Consider the following 26,947-nt stretch of genomic DNA (forward strand, 5'->3'; position numbering starts at 1 on the left):
GTTAAATAATTATGCCTTACGAATTCCTGGAGGCCGCTGTTCTTAGCCTGACGTTTTTCAGTGCGAAAACGCAGCATTCTACACTACATCCTCGCTACCTGGAAATGCACTTAGAGACAGGTATAGCGTGAAGAAAGGACGTTTTCTGTTTTAGGACGTAAATAATGATAAAGCCCGATGGATCACCGGGCCTCAGAAGAGAGCGTTTCAACACGAAGCTGGTCTGGCGCCAGCCCAAGGCTGAGAATGACGGGTTGCCACTCTTCGCGGGCAGCAAGCTTCGGAGAGAAACCTTTGGCCAACCAGAATCCTCCCACGCCACCTAATGCGGCACCGCACATGGCGGCTGCATCGGTGCCAAACAGCATCTGGAATATACCGCCCATCACAAACAACCCTACCAGCGGGGAGAGGTAAACCAGCATAGCCGAACTGAGCAGGCTACCTTCCGCAATACCCAGCTCGACCTTCTGTCCCGCCATCAACGGCTGTTCGCTTGGCACAGAAATCGTGTGCGACGTTTGTGGCCCGAGCTTATTTAGCACGCGACTGCCGCAGCCGGCTCTGGACGCACAGCTATTACATGATGCTTTGACATCGCAGCTCACCAGCGCAATGCCGTTCTGCCACGATACAACCGTAGCCCACTCTTTAATCATTGTGCGGCCCTGAATTTTATACTGTCAGAAATGCGTTTTGCCGTCTGCGGAGGTAACTCACCCACAATCGTGATCTCTGCGTTATCGCGTACCGTGGTGCTGACCGTACGACGTCCGGTACGAAGCATTTGTTCAGAACTGTTTGCCGTTGCGCGGTTGATATTCACCGAGAAGCTGAATAATCCATCGGAATAAAGACGCGATTCAACGGGAGTCTCAATGGTTGGCAACTGACGACGGCTGCTTGAAACTTCGCTAAACCCTTGTGGGATCCAGGAAGGCACCCAGTTGAAATTAACAGAGTCACCCGCCGGAACAGAAAGCAGTGGCGGCAGACTGGCTTTAGCCAGATTCTGCATGCTGTTTCCAACTTGATTGTTCACATTGAAGGAGATAACGCGGAACTGTTCCAGCGTTTCACCGTCACGGTCAAGCAGGTCTACACGCATCGGAAGTTTGGTTTCTGCGTCAATCCAGACGATATAGCTGTAGCGTGTTCCGTCCCGGGCAACAACGCGGATCACCTCACACAACCTGTCCGCAATGCGCGTACGCCCTACCGAAATAAAATCGTAGTAAGGGGCGAGCCGCTTGAAGTCGGTGTAAATAAGTGACGGCAGAGAATCAACGATATAGTCGCCATTCAGCGTGAAAGGCTCCAGACCAGGTTCGAAATAACTGATTTCGTTACCACGCTGAACAACTTCCCGACGCGGGCCATCCATCTGTAAAAGCTGGGCGAGCGGCTGGTTATCAAGACGGGCATGGCGATAGCGTAACGACTCGACACCCTGCTTATTGATGCTGATAAATGCCAACTCATAATTGAGTGACTGGCTAGCCTGATTCATTTGCTGCAACAACGCCCCGGATGAAACATCAGCCGAGGCGTTGGTAGAGAAGAACAAGCTACCCGCCATCAGAGACATGGCGAACCAAAGTTGCTTCATTACTGCGATTGCGTTCCTAAAGTTTGGTTTCCGGGCACCTGCACAGCAGCTTGCTGTGTTTGTGCCTGCTCAAACTGAAGCTGTTCAGAGTGCAGACGACGCTGCAGCTCATAATCCTGCAACATCGCATTAATGCGACGGCGCTGCTCCTGAACCTGCTGTTGCTGACCGCCGCTGGCGGAGGCATCAGCCGGTACACCCAGACTTACCGGGCTGGCTTTGCCCATCATCGGCAGTGTGTTAAACACTGGCGCTTCTGGCTGCTGATTAGTTTCAGACTGAGTATTATAGTGCTGGACGCCAACGATAACTGCAAGCGATACGCATGCAGCCACCCCCATTTGGGTGAGCTGGCTAGCCCACGGACGCACCTTTTGCCAGAACGGCATTTTCTGCCACTGGTGAGGTGCTGGTTGAGCTTCAGGAATCAGCGGAGTGGTCTGATGAACAGGCTCATTCTCAATGGCCGCCATCACGCGGGCTGAGATATCGAAATGGAGAACCTCGCCGGTGTCACCACGAAGAGTGTCACGGATGAGATGGTAACTCTCCCAGGTCTCTTGCATTTCGGGAGAATGAGACAGCTCGTTGAGCAGCTCACTATCCAGCGTTTCACCATCCATTAAAGCGGAAAGTTTTTCTTTCTGCATGCCTAATACCTTTTCCAGTATCCCGCTATCGTCAACGCCTGATAAGCGGTTGAACTTTATTATCAATAGCTTCTCGCGCACGGAAAATTCGTGAACGTACCGTACCGACCGGACAATCCATGATAGCGGCTATCTCTTCATAGCTCAGACCATCCAGCTCCCGTAACGTAATTGCCATGCGTAAATCTTCCGGGAGCGACTCGATCGTGCGAAAAACGATTTGTCTCAGTTCTTCTGACAACATTAAGTTCTCAGGGTTCGAAATTTCTTTCAATGCGCCGCCACTTTCGAAGTTTTCGGCGTCGATTGCGTCCACATCACTTGAAGGTGGACGACGTCCCTGAGCGACCAGATAATTCTTTGCCGTATTGACTGCAATACGGTACAGCCAGGTATAAAAAGCACTATCCCCCCGGAAAGAATCCAGCGCGCGATAGGCCTTGATAAAAGACTCTTGTACTACATCAGGCACATCACCTGACGGTACATAACGGGAAACCAGGCTCGCCACTTTATGCTGGTAGCGCACCACCAGTAAGTTAAAGGCTTTCTGATCTCCCTTCTGGACCCGTTCAACCAGGACCTGGTCCGTTAACTGCTCGCTCATCCGAGGTAATGTCTCCCCAAACCTAAATTCCACGCGTTATCGAAACGCCACTCTAGAAATACCGCACTTTGAGCAAGCACCGAATTAGAGTGTCTGATCTTCAATAAGTTCCGTAACGCCTTTGTTTTTGTTCATCGCGCCGCAGACTGTTCATTTTCTCTCATTATAAGTCTGTTCACGATACGCACCACTTTCTGACAAGAAACATCTTTTTCCCGCCAGAAGAGTAACGCAACCCTGGCTTTATTTCACCACAAAATCTGACACTAACGATCTGCTTCGCAAAATAATTTCATTCATTTACCTCCTGTTTACGCCACCTTACGAGTTTAGTCATTGCAACAGGCTTTAAAAAAAACGTGCGATATCTCGCATTCAGGTGCTATTCTGACCAAACACTGTTTAGTAAATTAAACAAAAATCATGAACACAACACCTGAACTTCATTGTGATGTACTGATCATCGGCAGCGGTGCTGCCGGTCTCTCTCTGGCGCTGCGTCTGGCCGAGCATCAGAACGTTATTGTTCTGAGTAAAGGGCCGATAAGTGAAGGTTCCACATTTTATGCCCAGGGCGGTATTGCCGCTGTGTTTGACGAAACAGACAGCATTGCATCACATGTTGAAGATACGTTGATTGCCGGTGCCGGGATCGTGGATACGCACGCCGCAGAGTTTGTCGCCAGTAATGCCCGTCATTGCGTTCAATGGCTCATCGACCAGGGGGTATTATTTGATACCCAGGTGCAGCCCAATGGCGAAGAGAGCTATCACCTTACTCGTGAAGGCGGTCATAGTCATCGTCGCATCCTTCACGCCGCGGATGCCACGGGTAAAGAAGTTGAAACTACGCTGGTCAGTAAGGCTCTTAGTCATCCTAATATTCGGGTCCTTGAGCGGAGTAATGCCGTTGACCTGATTATTTCCGACAAAATTGGCCTGCCCGGCACGCGTCGCGTCGTGGGTGCCTGGGTCTGGAATCGTAATAAAGAGAAGGTTGAAACTTGTCAGGCGAAGGCTGTCGTACTGGCTACAGGTGGCGCCTCCAAGGTATATCAGTACACCACCAACCCGGACATAGCCTCCGGAGACGGTATTGCCATGGCCTGGCGCGCCGGTTGCCGCGTGGCGAACCTCGAATTTAACCAGTTTCACCCGACCGCATTGTTCCACCCTCAGGCACGCAACTTCCTGCTCACGGAAGCGCTGCGCGGAGAAGGTGCTTACCTGAAACGCCCTGACGGTTCACGCTTTATGCCGGACTTTGATGCCAGAGGTGAACTCGCGCCACGTGACATCGTTGCCCGCGCCATCGACCATGAAATGAAACGTCTTGGCGTGGACTCCATGTATCTCGATATCAGCCATAAGCCCGCAGAGTTCATTCGCCAGCACTTCCCGATGATTTACGAAAAGCTGCTGAATCTGGGCATTGATTTAACCCGCGATCCGGTGCCCATTGTACCTGCCGCCCACTATACCTGTGGTGGCGTAATGGTTGACGACCATGGACGTACGGATGTAGATGGCCTGTATGCTATCGGTGAGGTCAGCTATACCGGACTTCACGGCGCGAACCGTATGGCCTCTAACTCACTGCTTGAATGCCTGGTGTACGGCTGGTCTGCAGCGGAAGACATCACGAAACGCATGCCGTACGCCCGCGAGACAGAGCACCTGCCTGCCTGGGATGAAAGCCGTGTGGATAACCCGGACGAATTGGTCGTGATCCAGCACAACTGGCATGAGCTGCGGCTTTTTATGTGGGACTACGTGGGGATTGTACGCACGACCAAACGACTTGAGCGCGCGTTGCGCCGCATCACCATGCTCCAACAGGAAATTGATGAGTATTATGCCAATTTCCGCGTATCGAATAATTTGCTGGAGCTGCGCAATCTGGTTCAGGTCGCTGAACTGATTGTACGCTGCGCGATGATGCGTAAAGAGAGTCGCGGGCTGCACTATACCCTGGATTACCCGGATCAGCTTGCTGAATCCGGCCCGTCGATACTCTCACCGCAGGTTCACATAAACAGATAAAATGCCTGGGTCAGGGCGGTGTAATCTTCGGAATAACGCTGGTCTGGCCCACGGATCACCATTCTGTCATTAAAGCATTCACCTTCTTTTGGTGATAGCGCCAGCAGTACGCGGTGCGGCAGCCGTCCTTCCGTATCCGAAATATCGGTACGCAAGCGTAACGTCCAGCCAATTTCCTGGGCGATACCGATGAACGCATTGCCCGTACTCTCAGGCAGGACGACACAGAAAAAGCCCTCTTCGGAGATGAGCTCTGCCGCACTGGTGAGCAGCGCTTTATGGTTGAGGGAGCCGGTGTAACGCGCCTGTTCGCGCTCCGGTGAACCGCACTCAACGCCGGGCTCATAGTAGGGAGGGTTACTGACGATGAGATCGTAACGTGCGGTTTGTTCAGGTGCCCAGGCCAGCACATCTGCGCATTCCACTTTCATCCGTTTTGCCCAGGGAGATTCGGCCGCATTTTCACGCGCCTGCTCTGCGGCCTGCGCATCCAGTTCAACCGCATCAATCGTGACATGCTCTTCTGTACGTTGCGCCAGCATCAACGCCACCAGCCCGCTGCCGGTACCGATATCAAGAATACGCTTAACACCTGCGACAGGTGCCCAGGCTCCCAGTAAAATACCGTCTGTGCCGACTTTCATAGCACAGCGATCGTGAGCGACAAAAAATTGTTTAAATGTAAAACCATCGCGGCGCAGCTGCGCTTTGAGTTGAGACATGTCAGGGCAACCTTCTAAGTGAAACTGGAGTAGCATAGGGGAAAGCGAAGTGACCGAAAAGCGATATCCATACAAACAGATGAAGATTACAGCCGTAACGTCTATAATCAGCGCCCCACACAGAGGTAGAACATGACTGTAACGACTTTTTCCGAACTTGAACTCGATGAAAGCCTGCTCAATGCACTTGAGAGCAAAGGCTTTACACGCCCGACCGCCATTCAGGCAGCGGCCATTCCGCCTGCGCTTGAGGGCCGCGATGTGCTCGGTTCTGCGCCAACCGGCACGGGGAAGACAGCAGCCTATTTGCTGCCTGTGTTGCAGCATCTGCTCGATTTTCCACGTAAAAAATCTGGCCCGCCGCGTATTTTAATCCTGGCGCCGACGCGCGAGCTGGCCATGCAGGTGGCCGATCACGCGCGTGAACTCGCGGCAAATACTCATCTGGATATCGCCACCATCACCGGCGGCGTTGCGTATATGAACCACGCCGAAGTGTTCAGCGAAAACCAGGACATCGTCGTTGCGACGACGGGCCGCCTGCTGCAGTACATTAAAGAAGAGAACTTCGACTGCCGCGCGGTTGAAACGCTGATCCTCGACGAAGCCGATCGTATGCTGGACATGGGCTTCGCACAGGATATTGAGCATATTGCGGGTGAAACGCGCTGGCGTAACCAGACGATGCTGTTCTCTGCCACCCTCGAAGGGGAAGCGATTAAAGACTTCGCAGAGCGTCTGCTGGAAGATCCGGTGGAAGTGTCAGCGACGCCGTCCACCCGTGAGCGTAAGAAGATCCACCAGTGGTACTACCGCGCGGACAACCTTGAGCACAAGGTCGAATTGCTCAAACACCTGCTGAAGCAGGAAGATGCGCTGCGCACAATCGTGTTTGTGCGTAAGCGCGAGCGCGTGCACGAGCTGGCAGAAATGCTGCGTAACGCCGGGATCAACAACTGCTATCTTGAAGGCGAGATGGCACAGATCAAACGTACCGAAGGCATTAAGCGCCTGACCGATGGCCGCGTTAACGTGCTGGTTGCCACAGACGTTGCCGCTCGCGGGATCGACATCCCTGACGTCAGCCACGTCATTAACTTCGATATGCCACGCAGCGGCGATACCTATCTGCACCGTATTGGCCGTACCGGCCGCGCGGGCCGCAAAGGGATTGCTATCTCACTGGTCGAAGCGCATGACTACCTGCTACTGCAGAAAATTGGCCGCTATGTTGACGAGCCGCTGAAAGCGCGCGTTATTGATGGCCTGCGCCCGACCACACGTGCGCCGAGTGAAAAAATGACGGGTAAACCGTCCAAGAAAGCGCTCGCGAAACGTGCTGAGAGAAAAGAGAAAGAAAAAGAGAAGCCACGCGTGAAGCAGCGTCACCGCGATACCAAAAACATTGGTAAGCGCCGTAAGCCAAGCGCTGCCGCGCAGGAAACGAAGACTGAAGAGTAATAAAAAGCCGGGGAAAATCCCCGGCTTTTTTTATTCTGCCCCCACGGCTGAAACTATTACAGGCTTTCAGTAAAGGTACGAGCGATAACGTCGCGCTGTTGTTCTGGGGTCAGAGAGTTGAAGCGTACTGCATAGCCAGACACGCGAATGGTCAGCTGTGGGTATTTTTCAGGGTGCTCAACCGCATCCATCAGCGTTTCGCGACGCAGCACGTTAACGTTCAGGTGCTGACCACCTTCCACACGTACTTCCGGTTTCACTTCCATTGGGATTTCACGGTATTCAATTTCGCCCAGCTTGCTGACTGGAACAATTTCATCTTCAGCAAAACCGGCTTTCGCGACGACACAACGTGCTTCGTTTTTCTCGCTGTCCAGCAGCCAGAAAGAGTTGAGCAGATCGTCATTTGCAGCTTTAGTAATCTGGATACCTGTAATCATGTGTTGCCTCCCTTAGGCTACATTAACTGATGTCGGCCTCTTCAGGCCAATTGGTAAAACCAATGTTTCTTGTGTGTATATATATCATTCGCACCTTGGTGATTTATTGATTTAAATCAATAAAAACACCAACCATACAAAGAGTGTGGTTTGAATTTATTGTTTTAGATCAATTTCATTGCCTTACCAATTCAATTTCACCTGCATACTTTCAAAATAAATTGAGGGACTTACGGTCAATTTCTGCCTGTGATTTTGCGCCCATGTATTTAACAGGTAAGCTAGACGCAGATTGAGATTCGCAGGAGAGCGAGATGACGACACCTTTAACCTGGCACGACGTGCTGGCCGAAGAAAAACAGCAGCCCTATTTTATTAATACTCTCAGCACCGTCGCGACGGAGCGGCAGTCTGGCCAGACGATTTATCCGCCACAGAAAGATGTTTTCAACGCCTTTCGCTATACCGAATTGAGCGATGTCAAAGTCGTTATCCTCGGACAGGATCCTTACCATGGCCCAGGGCAGGCGCACGGGCTGGCGTTCTCTGTACGCCCGGGCGTGGCTATCCCCCCTTCTCTGCTGAACATGTATAAAGAGCTTGAGGGAACGCTGCCTGGGTTTACCCGCCCTACTCACGGTTACCTGGAAAGCTGGGCGCGCCAGGGCGTGCTGTTATTGAATACGGTGCTTACCGTACGGGCGGGTCAGGCGCACTCACACGCAAGCCTGGGCTGGGAAACGTTTACTGACAAAGTCATCAGCCTGATCAACGAGCATCGTGAAGGCGTGGTATTTTTACTTTGGGGTTCTCACGCACAGAAGAAAGGGGCGATTATCGATCGTCAGCGTCATCACGTGTTGAAAGCGCCGCACCCGTCACCGCTGTCTGCACATCGCGGCTTCTTTGGCAGTAATCATTTTGTTCTGGCGAACGAATGGCTGGAAAAACGTGGCGAAACGCCAATTGACTGGATGCCTGTGTTACCGGCAGAAAGCGAGTAGTATTTAATGTGCCGGGTCTAACCCGGCACATTAAGAGGCTTATGCCTTATTCTGACGCCACCACTCGGCCAGCAGTACGCCAGTCGCAACGGATACGTTCAGACTTTCCACATTACCTGTTCCGTCGATAGAGACGCTCAGATCTGCACTGGAGAGCGCCGCGTCAGACAGACCATCGCGCTCCTGACCCAGCACCAGCACCATTTTACGCGGCAGCGTCGCTTTAAACAGCGGCGTACCAGCATGGCTCGAAGTCGTCACGATGGAATAGCCCGCTTTACGGAACTGCTCAATAGCATCCAGAACGCTATCACCGGTGATCGGCTGAACGTGCTCAGCACCACCTTCTGCAGTACGGATCGCCGCACCTGATTCCAGCAGTGCAGCATCCTGCAACAGCACGCCTTTCACGCCGAAGTGAGCGCAGCTACGCATCATCGCCCCCAGGTTATGCGGGTTGCCCACATCTTCCAGCGCCAGAACACAGTCATCGGCCTCTGCCTGGCTGACCCATTGCTGAACGGTGGTGCCATTACGTTTTTTGATCAGGAAGCAAACACCACCGTGGTGTTCGGTACCGGACGCTTTGGTCAGCTCGGCATCATCTACCACGTGATAGGCTTTACGGTTCGCGGCCATCCAGCGCAGCGCTTCTTTAAAGCGTGGAGTCACGCTCTGGATAAACCAGGCGCGGACGATGCACTCAGGACGGCTCTGGAACAGAGCCTGGCAGGCATTCTCGCCATACACGCGAGTCTCTTCCGCACGCTGACGGCGCAGCACTTCCGGGTCGATAAAGCTTTTACCGCTGATACCACCGTGATCGGCTTTTTCCGGCGTCTCATCGCCAGGGGCGCGGGAAACGGTGCGCCACGGGGAGGCGTTATCACGTGAGAAGTCATCGCGTGGACGGTCATCGCGTTTGCGATCGTCACGCTTACGGTCATCGCGTTTGCGGTCATCACCGCGGTTATTTCTGTCATCGCGGGCGGGGCGACGGCCACCGTCTGCACGAGAAGACGCCGGACGCCCGCCACCTTTTCCGGTACGCGGATTTTGGGTGCGTTTATCAGAGTCATCATCACTGCGGACATACATCACTTTGACCTTGCCGCTTTTGTTTTTCATTTCGTCGTTCATGCTTTTCTCCACCAGCGCTGCGCGAAGCGCGCAGATTACCCGATGTGCCAGCGCATAGCCATAATTTCGTACAAAAGCCTGTGACTATTGTTCTCATTGAATAAAACGCATTGTTGTTTCAAACAGGCTCATTGATAATATGTAACATATTAGAAACATTATCGGCGTTTGCCGCTGTCCCACGGCTCTATCAGAGGTTAGTTATGAATACCGTATGTGCCAACTGTCAGGCTCTCAATCGCATTCCGGACGATCGGATTGAAGATGGTGCGAAATGCGGGCGTTGTGGTCATGAATTGTTTGATGGCGATGTCATTAACGCAACGGGTGCTACGCTGGACAAACTCCTCAAGGATGATCTTCCCGTAGTGGTCGACTTCTGGGCGCCATGGTGCGGCCCATGCCGTAGCTTCGCGCCGATCTTCGAAGATGTGGCAGAAGAGCGCAACGGGAAAATGCGGTTCGTTAAGGTCAATACCGAAGCGGAACCCGAACTAAGCGCACGTTTTCGTATTCGCAGCATCCCGACCATTATGATTTTCAAAAAGGGTGAAGTGATCGATATGCTCAACGGTGCGGTTCCAAAAGCGCCTTTTGAAAGCTGGTTAAACGAGTCGCTGTAACATTCATGGGGCACATCTTGTGCCCCGTTCCCGCCTCTGCGAAAATAGGGTTTTTCCTGCATTTCGCCCATGACTGATAACGCTGTCCTTCAATTACGTGCCGAACGCCTTGCGCGCTCAACGCGTCCCTTTCTTGCCCGTGGCAATCGAATCCGTCGTTGCCAGCGATGCCTGCTGCCGCTAAAGGTTTGCCTGTGCGAGACGCTGGCCCCGAGTACAGCGGAGAGTCGTTTTTGTCTGGTGATGTTCGATACCGAGCCGATGAAACCCAGTAATACGGGTCGCCTGATTGCCGACATTCTGCCTGATACCACTGCGTTTCAGTGGTCGCGCACGGAGCCACCACAGGCCCTGCTCGACGCAGTGGCAAACCCGGACTATCAGCCCATGGTCGTTTTCCCGGCCTCTTATGCAGGGGCCGATCGTCAGGTGCTTTCGGCTCCCCCATCCGGTAAACCGCCCCTGTTTATTATGCTGGATGGCACCTGGACCGAAGCACGAAAAATGTTTCGTAAAAGCCCTTATCTTGACGCTCTGCCGGTGATTTCTGTCGACCTTTCCCGGGTCTCCGCCTACCGTCTGCGTGAAGCGCATGCCGACGGGCAATACTGCACTGCCGAAGTGGCCATTGCGCTTCTGGATTTAGCAGGCGATACCGTAGCGGCAGGCGCCCTGGGCAACCATTTCTCCCGCTTTCGCGAGCGCTATCTGGCGGGAAAAACCGTTCATAAGGGCAGTGTCACAGCAACAGAGACAGAAAGCGTTTAAAATCATCAGGTCGCTTGCATTCACAGGAGGCCTGCATGAGCCAGCGAGGGTTAGAAGCGCTATTACGTCCTAAATCCATTGCCGTTATCGGCGCCTCAATGAAACCGGATCGTGCAGGCTATCTGATGATGCGTAACCTGCTGGCCGGAGGGTTTAATGGCCCTGTTATGCCCGTTACGCCTGCCTACAAGGCTGTTCAGGGGGTACTTGCCTGGCCAGATGTACAGAGCCTGCCTTTCGTACCCGATCTTGCCGTACTGTGTACCAATGCGAAACGAAATCCGGAACTGCTGGAATCACTCGGTAAAAAAGGGTGTAAAACCTGCATTATTCTCTCGTCTCCACCTGAACAACAGCCCGAGCTGCTGGCATGCGCCAGTCGTTATCAAATGCGCATCCTTGGGCCGAACAGTCTTGGCCTGCTCGCCCCCTGGCAGGGTCTGAATGCCAGTTTCTCTCCTGTACCAATCCGTAAAGGCAAACTCGCGTTTATTTCGCAATCGGCGGCGGTATCGAACACCATCCTCGACTGGGCTCAGCAGCGTGAAATGGGATTCTCCTACTTCATTGCCCTGGGTGACAGCCTGGATATTGACGTTGATGAGCTCCTTGATTTTCTGGCTCGCGACAGTAAAACCAGCGCAATCCTGCTTTACCTTGAGCACCTCAGCGATGCCCGTCGTTTTGTATCGGCTTCACGAAGCGCCTCGCGCAATAAACCGATCCTGGTGATCAAAAGTGGGCGTAGCCCTGCAGCCCAGCGACTTCTGCAGTCGCATTCCGGTATGGATCCTGCCTGGGACGCCGCCATTCAGCGTGCGGGTTTGCTGCGGGTACAGGATACACACGAGCTTTTTTCCGCCGTCGAGACGCTAAGCCATATGCGCCCATTGCGCGGTGAGAAGTTAATGATTGTCAGTAACGGTGCCGCCCCTGCCGCACTCGCGCTGGATGAACTGTGGCGGCGCTTCGGTAAGCTGGCAACGCTGGGTGAAGAGACGCTGCAACGTCTGAGAGAAGCTCTCCCGACAAGTGTGACGCCAGACAACCCGCTTGACTTACGCGATGACGCCAGCAGCGATCGCTATATCAAGGCCATCTCGATTTTGCTGGATAGCCAGGATTTCGACGCGCTGATGATTATCCACTCCCCCAGCGCGGCCGCTCCAGGTAGTGAAAGTGCGCGGGCACTCATTGATACCGTGCGCAATCATCCACGTGGAAAATATGTCACTTTGCTGACCAACTGGTGCGGTGAGTTTTCTTCGCAGGAGGCGCGACGCTTGTTCAGTGAAGCCGGACTGCCAACCTACCGTACTCCGGAAGGCACTATCACTGCATTTATGCATATGGTCGAGTATCGCCGTAACCAGAAACAGTTACGCGAAACCCCAGCGTTACCCGGTAATCTGACGGCTAACACCGTCGACGTTCACCGTCTTTTACAACAGGCTATCGAAGAAGGTGCGACAACGCTTGATACGCATGAAGTTCAGCCCATTCTCGGCAGTTATGGAATGCAAACCCTGCCCACCTGGATTGCCAGCGACAGCGCTGAGGCTGTGCATATTGCCGAACAAATTGGCTACCCGGTTGCCCTTAAGTTGCGTTCACCGGATATCCCACATAAGTCTGATATTCAGGGGGTGATGTTATACCTGCGTACGGCAACGGAGGTTCAGCAAGCAGCAGATGCCATTTTTGATCGGGTCAAAATGGCCTGGCCGCAGGCAAGGATCCACGGGTTGCTGGTGCAAAGCATGGCTAACCGCGCAGGTGCTCAGGAGCTACGGGTGGTGGTTGAACATGATCCCGTGTTTGGCCCGCTCATTATGTTGGGAGAAGGCGGCGTTGAGTGGCGGCCTGAAGAACAAGCCGTTGTAGCGTTACCGCCGCTGAACATGAATCTGGCGCGTTATTTGATCATCCAGGCGATTAAAAGCAAAAAGATCCGCGGCCGGAGCGCGCTGCGTCCACTTGATATTGCCGGGCTAAGTCAGTTCCTGGTGCAGGTATCTAACCTGATTGTGGATTGTGCCGAGATCCAGCGGCTGGATATCCACCCACTTCTCGCCTCCGGTAATGAATTTACCGCGCTGGACGTGACGCTGGATATCGCGCCCTTTGAAGGCGACAGAGAGAGCCGTCTGGCGATCCGTCCTTACCCGCTGCAACTGGAAGAGTGGGTAGAGATGAAGAATGGGGAACGCGCCTTATTCCGCCCTATTCTGCCGGAAGATGAACCTCAGCTGCGGGCCTTTATCTCTCAGGTCACGAAAGAGGATCTTTACTATCGCTATTTTAGTGAAATCAACGAATTTACCCACGATGATTTAGCCAATATGACCCAGATCGACTACGATCGAGAAATGGCTTTTGTCGCCGTTCGTCGTTCCGATAAAGGTGATGAGATCCTTGGCGTGACGCGTGCTATTTCTGACCCGGATAATGTTGATGCGGAGTTTGCCGTGCTGGTGCGCTCCGATCTAAAAGGCCTGGGTCTGGGGAGACGACTGCTGGAAAAACTCATCAGTTATACGCGAGATCACGGATTGTTACGCCTGAATGGCATTACTATGCCTAACAATCGCGGTATGGTGACCCTGGCGCGAAAACTTGGATTTGATGTTGATATTCAACTGGACGAAGGTATTGTTGCCTTGTCCCTCAACCTGACATCAGCAGATAAACACAAGTAAGCTACTGGAAATGTTACCCACTTTGGACGGGACTGGTGGTATCATTGTCCGCTTATGTTGTTTGCATGGTACAGACAACCCTTCAATGAACAGAGAAGAAACGCACTGTGATGTTGTCAAAATTTAAGCGTAATAAACATCAACAACACCTTGCTCAACTACCGAAGATTTCTCAGTCAGTTGATGATGTAGAGTTCTTTTACGCTCCCGCTCATTTTCGGGAGACGCTTCTTGAAAAGATTGCCAGCGCCACGCGACGCATTTGCATTGTGGCACTGTATCTAGAACAAGACGAAGGCGGGCGCGGGATCCTGAACGCGCTCTATGAAGCCAAACGTCAACGTCCTGAACTCGATGTTCGCGTGCTGGTTGACTGGCATCGCGCTCAGCGCGGTCGTATTGGCGCTGCCGCTTCAAACACCAATGCTGACTGGTATTGCCGCATGGCGCAGGAGAATCCTGGCGTCGATGTTCCTGTTTATGGCGTGCCTGTTAATACTCGTGAAGCGCTCGGCGTCCTTCATTTCAAGGGTTTCATCATTGATGACAGCGTACTTTACAGTGGTGCTAGTCTGAATGATGTTTACCTCCATCAGCTCGATAAGTATCGCTACGACCGCTACCATCTGATTCGTAATCCTCAGATGGCCGATATCATGTTTAACTGGGTTGATAAAAATCTGGTTCATGGCCGTGGTGTAAATCGCCTTGACGATCCAGAGCGCCCTAAAAGCCCGGAAATCAAAAATGATGTTCGTGCATTCCGCCAGGAACTGCGCGATGCGGTCTATCATTTCCAGGGCGATGCAAACAACGAAGAGTTATCCGTTACCCCGCTGGTAGGTCTCGGCAAATCAAGCCTGCTAAATAAAACGATCTTCCATCTGATGCCGTGTGCAGAGCAGAAACTCACCATCTGTACACCGTACTTCAACCTTCCTGCCGTGCTGGTGCGTAACATCATTCAGCTGCTGCGCGATGGTAAAAAAGTGGAAATCATCGTTGGGGATAAAACGGCTAACGACTTCTTTATTCCTGAAGATCAGCCGTTCAAAATTATCGGTGCGCTACCTTACCTCTATGAGATTAACCTGCGCCGTTTCCTGAGTCGTTTACAGTATTACGTAAACACTGATCAGCTGGTTGTGCGTCTGTGGAAAGATGAAGACAACACTTACCATCTCAAAGGTATGTGGGTCGACGATGAGTGGATGCTACTGACCGGTAACAACCTGAACCCGCGCGCGTGGCGACTGGATCTGGAAAACGCTATCCTGATCCATGACCCACAGCATGAGTTAGCCGCAAAACGTGAGCGTGAGCTGGAGCTGATTCGCACACATACCACTGTGGTTAATCATTACCGCGAACTGCAGAGCATTGCCGATTATCCGGTGAAGGTCCGCAAACTTATCCGCCGTTTACGTCGTATCCGTATCGACCGACTTATCAGCCGTATTCTGTAATGCCACAGCCCTGTCTTCGACGGGGCTTTTTTATGGAGTTCTTGATGCGCATCCCTCTCCTGCTAACTACTCTCGCCCTCACCGGCTGTAGCCATATGGCAAACGATAGCTGGTCCGGTCAGGATAAAGCCCAACATTTTCTCGCTTCCGCGATGTTGTCCGCAGCTGGTAATGAATATGCGCAGCATCAGGGATACAGCCGGGATCGTAGCGCGGCGATAGGGTTGATGTTCTCTGTCGGTCTTGGGGCATCTAAAGAATTGTGGGATAGCCGCCCCGCAGGGAGCGGCTGGAGCTGGAAAGATTTTGCCTGGGATGTCGCCGGCGCAACGACTGGCTATGCTGTGTGGCAAATGGCGCACTATTAAAGCCGGATGCCTTTCCCTTTGCGATGAAGCATCAGGGATACGATAAATGCCAGCGCCCCCATTGCAGTGACGTACCAGAAGAATGTCGTTTCACTTCCCCATGATTTAAGAGACAACGCAACATACTCAGCCGATCCGCCAAACAACGCATTGGCTACCGCATAAGAGAGCCCGACTCCTAAAGCACGTACCTGCGCCGGGAACATTTCGGCTTTCAGTATCCCACTGATCGAGGTATAGAAACTGACAATCACCATCGCCAGCATAACCAGCGCAAATGCTGCATACGGCGAAGTCACATGCTGAAGAGCAGTCAGAATAGGTACGGTACATAACGCCGACAGCCCGCCAAAAATCAGCATCGACGTCCGTCGGCCAATTTTATCCGAGAGCGCACCGATAATGGGTTGTATGAGCATAAAGACAAACAGCGCCACGGTCATGACGACACTGGCGACGTTTGCGTGCATTCCGGTAGTGTTCACCAGGTACTTTTGCATATAGGTGGTGAAAGTATAGAAACTGAGAGAGCCACCGGCAGTGAAGCCCAGCACCATCAGGAAAGCTTTGCGGTTACGCCATAACCCTTTGAAGGTTCCCGCCTCCTTCAGCGTTCTGACTTCCTTCTGAGAAGTTTCATCCAACTGACGGCGTAGCCAAAGTGCGACAACTGCCAGTACTGCGCCCATTGCGAAAGGAATTCGCCATCCCCAGGCGTGGAGTTGTTCGTCCGTCAGTATCTGCTGCAGAATAACCACCACAAGAATGGCCAGAAGTTGACCCCCAATAAGCGTGACATACTGGAAGGAGGCGTAAAATCCTTTACGACCTTCCAGAGCAATCTCACTCATGTAGGTCGCACTGGTGCCGTATTCGCCCCCCACCGATAACCCCTGGAATAAACGGGCCAGCAAAAGTAGCGCGGGAGCCCAGGTTCCAATGGATTCATATCCTGGCAGGCAGGCGATCACCAGAGAGCCAAAGCACATCATACAAACCGAGATAAGCATTGAGGCCTTACGCCCGCGACGATCCGCAATACGGCCAAACAACCAGCCCCCGATTGGTCGCATCAGGAATCCTGCAGCAAATACTCCTGCCGTTTGTAGAAGTTGCGTCGTGGTGTTGCCGGAGGGAAAGAAAATATGTGCGAAGTAGAGTGAACAGAATGAGTAGACGTAAAAGTCGAACCATTCAACCAGATTCCCTGAAGAGGCGCTGACGATTGCCCATACCCTTCTTCGGGTATCACTGTTAGCCAGCGTCCCGTTTGATGTAATGCTTTCTGTCATTGTGATTATGCTCCTGCCATAAACTGCGGCGTATTGAGTCAGTAAACTCAATTACCTCGTAAATGAAATGTTATAATTTTGTTATAGACAACATTGAGACAACGATCACACATTCCGTTAGCAGGGTAAGGGATTAAGAGAAAGGCCAAGCTGGGAAAAGACAAAGAAAAAAACCCCGTACCTTGCGGTACGGGGTTTTTCTTAATTGATGCCTGGCAGTTCCCTACTCTCACATGGGGAGACCCCACACTACCATCGGCGCTACGGCGTTTCACTTCTGAGTTCGGCATGGGGTCAGGTGGGACCACCGCGCTAAAGCCGCCAGGCAAATTCTGTTAATCTGTATCAAAGCTGAAAATCTTCTGTCTCTCTTCGCCGAAACAGCTTCGGCGTTGTAAGGTTAAGCCTCACGGTTCATTAGTATCGGTTAGCTCAACGCATCGCTGCGCTTACACACCCGACCTATCAACGTCGTAGTCTTCAACGTTCCTTCAGGACCCTTAAAGGGTCAGGGAGAACTCATCTCGGGGCAAGTTTCGTGCTTAGATGCTTTCAGCACTTATCTCTTCCGCATTTAGCTACCGGGCAATGCCATTGGCATGACAACCCGAACACCAGTGATGCGTCCACTCCGGTCCTCTCGTACTAGGAGCAGCCCCCCTCAATTCTCCAGCGCCCACGGCAGATAGGGACCGAACTGTCTCACGACGTTCTAAACCCAGCTCGCGTACCACTTTAAATGGCGAACAGCCATACCCTTGGGACCTACTTCAGCCCCAGGATGTGATGAGCCGACATCGAGGTGCCAAACACCGCCGTCGATATGAACTCTTGGGCGGTATCAGCCTGTTATCCCCGGAGTACCTTTTATCCGTTGAGCGATGGCCCTTCCATTCAGAACCACCGGATCACTATGACCTGCTTTCGCACCTGCTCGAGCCGTCACTCTCGCAGTCAAGCTAGCTTATGCCATTGCACTAACCTCCTGATGTCCGACCAGGATTAGCTAACCTTCGTGCTCCTCCGTTACTCTTTGGGAGGAGACCGCCCCAGTCAAACTACCCACCAGACACTGTCCGCAACCCGGATTACGGGTCTACGTTAGAACACCAGCCATTAAAGGGTGGTATTTCAAGGTCGGCTCCACGCAGACTGGCGTCCACGCTTCAAAGCCTCCCACCTATCCTACACATCAAGGACCAGTGTTCAGTGTCAAGCTATAGTAAAGGTTCACGGGGTCTTTCCGTCTTGCCGCGGGTACACTGCATCTTCACAGCGAGTTCAATTTCACTGAGTCTCGGGTGGAGACAGCCTGGCCATCATTACGCCATTCGTGCAGGTCGGAACTTACCCGACAAGGAATTTCGCTACCTTAGGACCGTTATAGTTACGGCCGCCGTTTACCGGGGCTTCGATCAAGAGCTTCGCGTTGCCGCTAACCCCATCAATTAACCTTCCGGCACCGGGCAGGCGTCACACCGTATACGTCCACTTTCGTGTTTGCACAGTGCTGTGTTTTTAATAAACAGTTGCAGCCAGCTGGTATCTTCGACTGATTTCAGCTCCACCCGCAGGGGCTTCACCTACATATCAGCGTGCCTTCTCCCGAAGTTACGGCACCATTTTGCCTAGTTCCTTCACCCGAGTTCTCTCAAGCGCCTTGGTATTCTCTACCTGACCACCTGTGTCGGTTTGGGGTACGATTTGATGTTACCTGATGCTTAGAGGCTTTTCCTGGAAGCAGGGCATTTGTTACTTCAGCACCGTAGTGCCTCGTCATCACACCTCAGCGTTAATAAGGTACCGGATTTACCTGGAACCTCCGCCTACATGCTTAAACCGGGACAACCGTCGCCCGGCTAACATAGCCTTCTCCGTCCCCCCTTCGCAGTAACACCAAGTACAGGAATATTAACCTGTTTCCCATCGACTACGCCTTTCGGCCTCGCCTTAGGGGTCGACTCACCCTGCCCCGATTAACGTTGGACAGGAACCCTTGGTCTTCCGGCGTGCGGGCTTTTCACCCGCATTATCGTTACTTATGTCAGCATTCGCACTTCTGATACCTCCAGCACCCCTCACAGGACACCTTCAACGGCTTACAGAACGCTCCCCTACCCAACAACGCATAAGCGTCGCTGCCGCAGCTTCGGTGCATGGTTTAGCCCCGTTACATCTTCCGCGCAGGCCGACTCGACCAGTGAGCTATTACGCTTTCTTTAAATGATGGCTGCTTCTAAGCCAACATCCTGGCTGTCTGTGCCTTCCCACATCGTTTCCCACTTAACCATGACTTTGGGACCTTAGCTGGCGGTCTGGGTTGTTTCCCTCTTCACGACGGACGTTAGCACCCGCCGTGTGTCTCCCGTGATAACATTCTTCGGTATTCGTAGTTTGCATCGGGTTGGTAAGCCGGGATGGCCCCCTAGCCGAAACAGTGCTCTACCCCCGAAGATGAGTTCACGAGGCGCTACCTAAATAGCTTTCGGGGAGAACCAGCTATCTCCCGGTTTGATTGGCCTTTCACCCCCAGCCACAAGTCATCCGCTAATTTTTCAACATTAGTCGGTTCGGTCCTCCAGTTAGTGTTACCCAACCTTCAACCTGCCCATGGCTAGATCACCGGGTTTCGGGTCTATACCCTGCAACTTAACGCCCAGTTAAGACTCGGTTTCCCTTCGGCTCCCCTATACGGTTAACCTTGCTACAGAATATAAGTCGCTGACCCATTATACAAAAGGTACGCAGTCACACCCGAAGGTGCTCCCACTGCTTGTACGTACACGGTTTCAGGTTCTTTTTCACTCCCCTCGCCGGGGTTCTTTTCGCCTTTCCCTCACGGTACTGGTTCACTATCGGTCAGTCAGGAGTATTTAGCCTTGGAGGATGGTCCCCCCATATTCAGACAGGATACCACGTGTCCCGCCCTACTCTTCGAGTTCACAGCCTGTGCATTTTCGTGTACGGGACTATCACCCTGTATCGTCGGACTTTCCAGACCGTTCCACTAACACACAAGCTGATTCAGACTCTGGGCTGCTCCCCGTTCGCTCGCCGCTACTGGGGGAATCTCGGTTGATTTCTTTTCCTCGGGGTACTTAGATGTTTCAGTTCCCCCGGTTCGCCTCGTTAACCTATGTATTCAGTTAACGATAGTGTGACGAATCACACTGGGTTTCCCCATTCGGACATCGCCGGGTCAAAGGTTCATATCACCTCGCCGGCGCTTTTCGCAGATTAGCACGTCCTTCATCGCCTCTGACTGCCAGGGCATCCACCGTGTACGCTTAGTCGCTTAACCTCACAACCCGAAGATGTTTCTTTCGATTCATCATCGACTTGCGAAAATTTGAGAGACTCGAACACACCATTAAGATGTGTCGTTTCAATTTTCAGCTTGATCCAGATTTTTAAAGAGCAAATATCTCAAACATGACTCGTAAGTCAGTTTTGAGATATGACGGCAGGTGACTTTCACTCACGAACCAGCAAGTGGCGTCCCCTAGGGGATTCGAACCCCTGTTACCGCCGTGAAAGGGCGGTGTCCTGGGCCTCTAGACGAAGGGGACGTATAAGTCTCAATCGCAAGACGCCTTGCTATTTACTTTTCATCAGACAATCTGTGTGAGCACTACAAAGGCAGGTTCTTTAAGGTAAGGAGGTGATCCAACCGCAGGTTCCCCTACGGTTACCTTGTTACGACTTCACCCCAGTCATGAATCACAAAGTGGTAAGCGCCCTCCCGAAGGTTAAGCTACCTACTTCTTTTGCAACCCACTCCCATGGTGTGACGGGCGGTGTGTACAAGGCCCGGGAACGTATTCACCGTAGCATTCTGATCTACGATTACTAGCGATTCCGACTTCATGGAGTCGAGTTGCAGACTCCAATCCGGACTACGACGCACTTTATGAGGTCCGCTTGCTCTCGCGAGGTCGCTTCTCTTTGTATGCGCCATTGTAGCACGTGTGTAGCCCTACTCGTAAGGGCCATGATGACTTGACGTCATCCCCACCTTCCTCCAGTTTATCACTGGCAGTCTCCTTTGAGTTCCCGGCCGGACCGCTGGCAACAAAGGATAAGGGTTGCGCTCGTTGCGGGACTTAACCCAACATTTCACAACACGAGCTGACGACAGCCATGCAGCACCTGTCTCAGAGTTCCCGAAGGCACCAATCCATCTCTGGAAAGTTCTCTGGATGTCAAGAGTAGGTAAGGTTCTTCGCGTTGCATCGAATTAAACCACATGCTCCACCGCTTGTGCGGGCCCCCGTCAATTCATTTGAGTTTTAACCTTGCGGCCGTACTCCCCAGGCGGTCGACTTAACGCGTTAGCTCCGGAAGCCACGCCTCAAGGGCACAACCTCCAAGTCGACATCGTTTACGGCGTGGACTACCAGGGTATCTAATCCTGTTTGCTCCCCACGCTTTCGCACCTGAGCGTCAGTCTTTGTCCAGGGGGCCGCCTTCGCCACCGGTATTCCTCCAGATCTCTACGCATTTCACCGCTACACCTGGAATTCTACCCCCCTCTACAAGACTCTAGCCTGCCAGTTTCGAATGCAGTTCCCAGGTTGAGCCCGGGGATTTCACATCCGACTTGACAGACCGCCTGCGTGCGCTTTACGCCCAGTAATTCCGATTAACGCTTGCACCCTCCGTATTACCGCGGCTGCTGGCACGGAGTTAGCCGGTGCTTCTTCTGCGGGTAACGTCAATTGCTGAGGTTATTAACCTCAGCACCTTCCTCCCCGCTGAAAGTACTTTACAACCCGAAGGCCTTCTTCATACACGCGGCATGGCTGCATCAGGCTTGCGCCCATTGTGCAATATTCCCCACTGCTGCCTCCCGTAGGAGTCTGGACCGTGTCTCAGTTCCAGTGTGGCTGGTCATCCTCTCAGACCAGCTAGGGATCGTCGCCTAGGTGAGCCGTTACCCCACCTACTAGCTAATCCCATCTGGGCACATCTGATGGCAAGAGGCCCAAAGGTCCCCCTCTTTGGTCTTGCGACGTTATGCGGTATTAGCTACCGTTTCCAGTAGTTATCCCCCTCCATCAGGCAGTTTCCCAGACATTACTCACCCGTCCGCCGCTCGTCACCCGAGAGCAAGCTCTCTGTGCTACCGCTCGACTTGCATGTGTTAGGCCTGCCGCCAGCGTTCAATCTGAGCCATGATCAAACTCTTCAATTTAAAAGTTTGATGCTCAATGAATTAAACTTCGTAATGAATTACGTGTTCACTCGTTGAGACTTGGTATTCATTTAGTGTCCGAAGACATTAAGAATCCATGTCACTTTGAGTGCCCACACAGATTGTCTGATAAATTGTTAAAGAGCAGTGCCGCTTCGTTTTCGCTGCGGCGCGGGGTGTGCATATTACGCTTTCCCGCTACAGAGTCAAGCGTTTATTTTGCTTTTCTCTGCTGACCCGGCGGCGTGTGTGCCGTTGTTCCGTGTCAGTGGAGGCGCATTATAGGGAGTTATTCCGAAGCCGCAAGGATAAAGTGAAAATTATTTTCCAACCGCTCACTTTCCAGGCGAATCACATTCCAGACCTCAATTTTCGCCTGGTTTTTAAACAAAAACGAGCCGCAAGCGGCTCGTTTTTTGGTTTTGTGACTTACTGCACTGCCACAATGCGATCGTCGTTGGCTTCCAGACGGATAACTTTGCCTGGAATTAACTCTCCGGAGAGGATCTGCTGCGCCAGCGGATTTTCGATCTGCTGTTGGATAGCACGTTTTAATGGACGCGCACCGTACACCGGATCGTAACCATTCTCGCTCAGCAGCTTCAGCGCCTCGTCGGAGATGTGAATTTCATATCCACGCTCTTCCAGACGTTTGTACAAACGCTGCAACTGGATCTGCGCAATCGACGCAATATGTTTCTCACCCAGAGGATGGAATACCACCACTTCATCAATACGGTTGATGAACTCAGGACGGAAGTTATGGCTCACGACACCGAGCACCAGATCCTTCATATGGCTATAGTCCAGCTCACCGAAACGTTCCTGAATCAAATCGGAACCCAGGTTCGAGGTCATGATGACAACCGTATTACGGAAGTCGACTGTTCTCCCCTGCCCATCGGTCAGACGACCATCATCCAGCACCTGAAGCAGAATGTTGAAAACATCCGGATGCGCTTTCTCTACCTCGTCCAGCAGAATGACGGAATAAGGACGACGGCGCACCGCTTCTGTCAGATAACCACCTTCTTCATAACCCACGTATCCCGGAGGTGCACCGACCAGACGCGAAACAGAGTGCTTCTCCATAAACTCGGACATGTCGATACGCACCATCGCATCATCGCTGTCGAACATAAAGTTAGCCAGCGCTTTACACAGCTCGGTTTTACCGACACCGGTTGGCCCCAGGAACAGGAACGAGCCAATTGGGCGATTCGGATCGGACAGCCCTGCACGGCTACGACGAATAGCGTTGGAAACCGCTTCAACCGCCTCGTTCTGACCAATTACCCGGTTATGTAAATCCTGCTCCATACGCAGCAGTTTTTCACGCTCACCTTCCAGCATGCGCGCCACTGGGATACCGGTCCAGCGCGCCAGCACTTCGGCAATTTCCGCATCCGTCACTTTATTACGCAACAGACGCATCGTTTTGCCTTCGGACTGCGTAGCAATCTCAAGCTGTTTTTCCAGCTCAGGAATTTTGCCGTACTGCAGCTCTGACATCCGGGCCAGATCGCCCACACGGCGTGCCTGCTCAATGGCAATTTTTGCCTGTTCGAGTTCCGCCTTTATGGTCTGAGTGCCGGAAAGGGATGCTTTCTCGGCTTTCCACTCTTCTTCCAGCTCAGAATACTGGCGTTCTTTATCCTCCAGTTCTTCATTGAGCATATCCAGGCGTTTCTTACTGGCTTCATCAGACTCTTTCTTCAGCGCCTGCTGTTCCAGCTTGAGTTGGATGATACGACGGTCGAGCCTGTCGAGCTCCTCCGGTTTCGAGTCAATCTGCATACGAATGCTCGAAGCCGCTTCATCGATCAGGTCGATTGCTTTATCCGGCAACTGACGATCGGCAATATAACGATGCGAAAGCGTCGCCGCCGCAACGATGGCCGGGTCAGTGATCTGCACATGGTGGTGCAGCTCATAACGCTCTTTCAGACCACGCAAAATCGCGATGGTATCTTCAACGCTTGGCTCAGCCACAAACACTTTCTGGAAACGACGTTCAAGTGCAGCATCTTTTTCAATGTACTGACGATACTCATCAAGCGTAGTGGCACCGACGCAGTGAAGTTCACCACGCGCCAGCGCAGGTTTCAGCATGTTCCCGGCATCCATCGCGCCGTCCGCTTTACCTGCACCGACCATAGTGTGCAGTTCGTCGATAAACAGGATAACGTTGCCTTCCTGCTTCGCCAGATCGTTAAGCACGCCTTTGAGGCGCTCTTCAAACTCACCACGGTATTTCGCCCCGGCCACCAGCGCGCCCATATCCAGCGCCAGTACACGACGGCCTTTTAACCCCTCCGGCACTTCACCGTTGACGATACGCTGCGCCAGCCCTTCAACAATGGCGGTTTTACCGACACCCGGTTCGCCAATCAGTACCGGGTTGTTCTTGGTACGACGCTGCAATACCTGGATAGTACGGCGGATCTCTTCGTCACGGCCGATAACCGGGTCAAGTTTGCCCTGTTCAGCACGTTCGGTCAGATCGACCGTAAATTTCTTCAAAGCCTGACGTTGGTCTTCGGCTCCCTGATCGTTCACGCTTTCACCTCCGCGCATTTTCTCAATCGCCTGAGTCACATTGGCGGTGGTCGCACCGGCAGATTTCAGCAGGTCGGTCAAGGTACCGCGTGATTCAAGCGCCGCCAGAACAAACAGTTCTGACGAAATAAAGTTGTCCCCACGTTTTTGCGCCAGCTTGTCGCAAAGGTTCAGCACACGCACCAGATCCTGCGACGGTTGAACGTCGCCGCCGGTACCTTCTACCTGCGGTAAGCGGCTCAGCGCCTGATCGATGGCTGTGCGTAACTGGCCAGCATTAATGCCAGCGGACGTTAATAAAGGACGTACCGATCCCCCTTCCTGATTCAGCAAGGCGCTCATTAAATGAAGAGGTTCGATAAATTGGTTGTCGTGCCCCAGTGCAAGGGACTGGGCATCGGCGAGAGCAAGCTGGAATTTATTAGTAAGACGATCCAGACGCATAACTCCTCCCATAACAGGTCAAATTTGCTACTGGAGATTAAATGAGGTCATCCCTCAATTATTCAAGGTTAATGACCTGAATTATGTGAAAAGAAAACGGCACGTGCCGGATCGTCTTGATTCTTTAGGTTATATCAGCCAAATAAAACTTGCCATACGACCCGTCGTCTTGTCGCGGCGATAAGAGAAAAAATCACCCTTTTCGGTGAAGGTACAGCGATCGCCACCGAAGATCTGCGTCACGCCGACATTATTCAGGCGCTGGCGAGCAAGCTGGTAAATATCGGCCAGATATTTATCCCCCGAAGGCAGGAAGGCGTCCACTGCTTGCGGATCTTTATCCATAAATGCTTCACGGACCTCTGGCCCCACCTCAAAAGCGCGAGGACCGATGGCCGGGCCAAGCCAGGCCATGATATTGGCAGGTTCATCTTTAAAGCAGGAGATGGTCTCCTCCAGCACGCCTTCACACAGGCCGCGCCATCCCGCATGCGCTGCTGCGACCTCGGTGCCTGAACGGTTACAGAACAGAACCGGCAGACAATCGGCAGTCATCACGGCACAAACCGTTCCCGGCGTATTACTGTAAGAGGCATCGGCACGTTTAGACGCATAAGGTTCCCCCGACAACGTCAGTACATCTTTACCATGCACCTGCTCCAGCCAGACCGGTTTCGACGGTAAGTTCCCCGCAGCAAACAGACGCTTGCGGTTTTCTTCAACGTGCTCCAGGTTGTCGCCACAGTGTGCACCGAGGTTCAGTGACTCCCACGCGCCCTGGCTCACACCGCCAATACGGGTTGAACTACAGGCAGCCACGCCCTCAGGCAGCGGCCACTCCGGGACAATCAGTTTGGTCATAACCAGTCCACTTGATCCTTATGTTCTTCGAAATCAGCACGCATGGCGTCAATCAGTTCCACCATATCCTGCGGGATCGGCGCATGCCACTCCATCTGAATACCAGTGATAGGATGGTAAAGACGCAGCATGGTCGCGTGCAGCGCCTGACGATCGAATTTACGCAGTACGCTGATGAACTCATCCGATGCGCCTTTTGGCGGACGCGGGCGACCACCGTATACCTGATCCCCCACCAGCGGATGGGTAATGTGCGCCATATGCACACGGATCTGGTGAGTACGCCCGGTTTCCAGACGCAGACGCAGACGCGTATGGATACGGAAGTGCTCCATGATGCGATAGTGCGTCACCGCGGGTTTACCCATCGGATGCACCGACATATGAGTACGTTTGGTTGGGTGACGGCTGATTGGCTCTTCCACTGTTCCACCAGAGGTCATATGCCCAATGGCTACCGCTTCATACTCTCGAGTGATTTCGCGCAGCTGCAGCGATTCCACCAGACGGGTCTGAGCTGGAACGGTCTTCGCCACCACCATCAAACCGGTGGTGTCTTTATCCAGACGGTGAACGATTCCCGCGCGCGGGACATCTGCGATCGGCGGATAATAATGGAGAAGTGCGTTAAGAACTGTACCGTCAGGATTCCCCGCCCCCGGATGAACAACCAGGTCGCGCGGCTTGTTGATCACCAGAATGTCATCATCTTCATAGACGATGTCCAGTGGGATATCCTGCGGCTCGAAGCGGATTTCCTCTTCGATTTCAGCATTGATGGCGACAGCTTCCCCACCTAACACTTTCTCTTTTGGTTTGTCCCAGATCTTGCCGTTTACCAGCACGCGCTGGTCAAGGATCCATTCTTTTATGCGTGAACGCGAATAATCAGGGAACAATTCGGCCAAAGCCTGATCTAAGCGTTGACCGAGCTGATTTTCGGAGACTGTTGCGGTGAGTTCTACTCGTTGTGCCATAAACTGCTTCTTCGTTTAAC

General features: G+C 52.7%; 20 protein-coding genes, 1 tRNA gene and 3 rRNA genes. 8 read left to right on the top strand and 16 right to left on the bottom strand.

Features of this window, described 5'->3' with window-relative positions; all coding sequences use genetic code 11:
• Positions 1–182: 182 nt before the first annotated feature.
• Genes rseC through rseD form a run of 5 tightly spaced genes read right to left on the bottom strand, consistent with a single transcriptional unit; the run spans position 183 to position 2,946 of the window.
• Positions 183–659: a SoxR-reducing system protein RseC gene (gene rseC, locus AAHF05_RS16960; protein ID WP_129323972.1), complete on the bottom strand. Its 477-nt coding sequence runs from the start codon at positions 657–659 to the stop codon at positions 183–185.
• Positions 656–1,609 carry a sigma-E factor regulatory protein RseB gene (gene rseB, locus AAHF05_RS16965; protein WP_129323971.1) on the bottom strand — a complete coding sequence of 318 codons (954 nt, stop codon included), beginning with the start codon at positions 1,607–1,609 and terminating at the stop codon, positions 656–658. The genes rseC and rseB overlap by 4 nt, the downstream gene beginning before the upstream one ends.
• Positions 1,609–2,259 (bottom strand): anti-sigma-E factor RseA, encoded by a 651-nt coding sequence (gene rseA, locus AAHF05_RS16970; RefSeq protein WP_014832926.1) that lies wholly within the window; start codon positions 2,257–2,259, stop codon positions 1,609–1,611. The genes rseB and rseA overlap by 1 nt, the downstream gene beginning before the upstream one ends.
• Before the next feature lie 31 nt (positions 2,260–2,290).
• The gene (gene rpoE, locus AAHF05_RS16975; RefSeq protein WP_006176728.1) at positions 2,291–2,866 is read right to left on the bottom strand and encodes an RNA polymerase sigma factor RpoE; all 576 of its coding nucleotides are present in this window, start codon (positions 2,864–2,866) and stop codon (positions 2,291–2,293) included.
• Positions 2,863–2,946: a rpoE leader peptide RseD gene (rseD, locus tag AAHF05_RS16980; RefSeq protein WP_223605340.1), complete on the bottom strand. Its 84-nt coding sequence runs from the start codon at positions 2,944–2,946 to the stop codon at positions 2,863–2,865. Before rseD ends, rpoE begins: the two co-directional genes overlap by 4 nt.
• Positions 2,947–3,289: 343 nt before the next feature.
• Between rseD and nadB the strand changes: the two genes are divergently transcribed.
• Entirely contained in the window at positions 3,290–4,909 is a 1,620-nt protein-coding gene (nadB, locus tag AAHF05_RS16985) for an L-aspartate oxidase (RefSeq protein WP_108090930.1), read from the top strand.
• Here nadB and AAHF05_RS16990 read toward each other — a convergent pair.
• On the bottom strand, positions 4,894–5,631 hold the full coding sequence (locus tag AAHF05_RS16990) for a tRNA1(Val) (adenine(37)-N6)-methyltransferase (protein ID WP_129323970.1): 738 nt from the start codon (positions 5,629–5,631) through the stop codon (positions 4,894–4,896). The two genes, nadB and AAHF05_RS16990, sit on opposite strands and share 16 nt — an antisense overlap.
• Before the next feature lie 132 nt (positions 5,632–5,763).
• Here AAHF05_RS16990 and srmB point away from each other — a divergent pair, with 132 nt between their 5' ends.
• On the top strand, positions 5,764–7,092 hold the full coding sequence (gene srmB / locus AAHF05_RS16995; protein WP_129323969.1) for an ATP-dependent RNA helicase SrmB: 1,329 nt from the start codon (positions 5,764–5,766) through the stop codon (positions 7,090–7,092).
• A 56-nt stretch (positions 7,093–7,148) separates the two neighbouring features.
• On the opposite strand, the gene grcA is transcribed toward srmB, so the two are convergent.
• Positions 7,149–7,532 (bottom strand): autonomous glycyl radical cofactor GrcA, encoded by a 384-nt coding sequence (gene grcA, locus AAHF05_RS17000; RefSeq protein ID WP_008502190.1) that lies wholly within the window; start codon positions 7,530–7,532, stop codon positions 7,149–7,151.
• A gap of 314 nt (positions 7,533–7,846) precedes the next feature.
• Between grcA and ung the strand changes: the two genes are divergently transcribed.
• A complete protein-coding gene (gene ung / locus AAHF05_RS17005; RefSeq protein WP_028016052.1) occupies positions 7,847–8,536 on the top strand; it encodes a uracil-DNA glycosylase in 690 nt (229 codons plus the stop codon).
• A gap of 39 nt (positions 8,537–8,575) precedes the next feature.
• Here the strand turns inward: ung and AAHF05_RS17010 are convergent, their stop codons facing one another.
• Positions 8,576–9,676 carry a tRNA/rRNA methyltransferase gene (locus tag AAHF05_RS17010; RefSeq protein WP_108090934.1) on the bottom strand — a complete coding sequence of 367 codons (1,101 nt, stop codon included), beginning with the start codon at positions 9,674–9,676 and terminating at the stop codon, positions 8,576–8,578.
• Between the two features lie 203 nt (positions 9,677–9,879).
• On the opposite strand from AAHF05_RS17010, the gene trxC reads away from it, so the two are divergent.
• From trxC to AAHF05_RS17035, 5 genes are all read left to right on the top strand, one after another.
• Entirely contained in the window at positions 9,880–10,299 is a 420-nt protein-coding gene (gene trxC, locus AAHF05_RS17015) for a thioredoxin TrxC (RefSeq protein WP_028016050.1), read from the top strand.
• A gap of 69 nt (positions 10,300–10,368) precedes the next feature.
• A complete protein-coding gene (gene tapT / locus AAHF05_RS17020) occupies positions 10,369–11,067 on the top strand; it encodes a tRNA-uridine aminocarboxypropyltransferase (protein ID WP_129323968.1) in 699 nt (232 codons plus the stop codon).
• A 35-nt stretch (positions 11,068–11,102) separates the two neighbouring features.
• Complete coding sequence (pat, locus tag AAHF05_RS17025; RefSeq protein WP_108090936.1) at positions 11,103–13,766, top strand: protein lysine acetyltransferase; 2,664 nt, start codon at positions 11,103–11,105, stop codon at positions 13,764–13,766.
• A 110-nt stretch (positions 13,767–13,876) separates the two neighbouring features.
• Positions 13,877–15,232, top strand: a complete 1,356-nt coding sequence (gene pssA, locus AAHF05_RS17030; RefSeq protein ID WP_028016047.1) for a CDP-diacylglycerol--serine O-phosphatidyltransferase — start codon at positions 13,877–13,879, stop codon at positions 15,230–15,232.
• Positions 15,233–15,276: 44 nt separating this feature from the next.
• A complete protein-coding gene (locus AAHF05_RS17035) occupies positions 15,277–15,600 on the top strand; it encodes a YfiM family lipoprotein (RefSeq protein ID WP_049005940.1) in 324 nt (107 codons plus the stop codon).
• On the opposite strand, the gene AAHF05_RS17040 is transcribed toward AAHF05_RS17035, so the two are convergent.
• The 8 genes from AAHF05_RS17040 to rluD form a co-directional block, all read right to left on the bottom strand.
• A complete protein-coding gene (locus AAHF05_RS17040) occupies positions 15,597–16,892 on the bottom strand; it encodes an MFS transporter (RefSeq protein ID WP_129323967.1) in 1,296 nt (431 codons plus the stop codon). The two genes, AAHF05_RS17035 and AAHF05_RS17040, sit on opposite strands and share 4 nt — an antisense overlap.
• Before the next feature lie 210 nt (positions 16,893–17,102).
• Positions 17,103–17,218, bottom strand: a 5S ribosomal RNA gene (rrf, locus tag AAHF05_RS17045).
• Between the two features lie 70 nt (positions 17,219–17,288).
• Positions 17,289–20,193: ribosomal RNA gene (locus AAHF05_RS17050) — 23S ribosomal RNA — on the bottom strand.
• Between the two features lie 192 nt (positions 20,194–20,385).
• A tRNA-Glu gene (locus AAHF05_RS17055) sits at positions 20,386–20,461 on the bottom strand.
• 85 nt (positions 20,462–20,546) lie between these two features.
• A 16S ribosomal RNA gene (locus tag AAHF05_RS17060) occupies positions 20,547–22,086 on the bottom strand.
• The 16S, 23S and 5S rRNA genes sit together here with 1 tRNA gene alongside, the layout of an rRNA operon.
• Before the next feature lie 429 nt (positions 22,087–22,515).
• Entirely contained in the window at positions 22,516–25,089 is a 2,574-nt protein-coding gene (clpB, locus tag AAHF05_RS17065) for an ATP-dependent chaperone ClpB (protein WP_129325445.1), read from the bottom strand.
• 129 nt (positions 25,090–25,218) lie between these two features.
• Entirely contained in the window at positions 25,219–25,950 is a 732-nt protein-coding gene (yfiH, locus tag AAHF05_RS17070; RefSeq protein ID WP_129325447.1) for a purine nucleoside phosphorylase YfiH, read from the bottom strand.
• A complete protein-coding gene (gene rluD, locus AAHF05_RS17075; RefSeq protein WP_028016723.1) occupies positions 25,947–26,927 on the bottom strand; it encodes a 23S rRNA pseudouridine(1911/1915/1917) synthase RluD in 981 nt (326 codons plus the stop codon). The genes yfiH and rluD overlap by 4 nt, the downstream gene beginning before the upstream one ends.
• Positions 26,928–26,947 lie beyond the last annotated feature (20 nt).

Origin of the sequence: Enterobacter adelaidei (assembly GCF_041937165.1) — a bacterium.
Lineage (GTDB): Bacteria > Pseudomonadota > Gammaproteobacteria > Enterobacterales > Enterobacteriaceae > Enterobacter > Enterobacter adelaidei.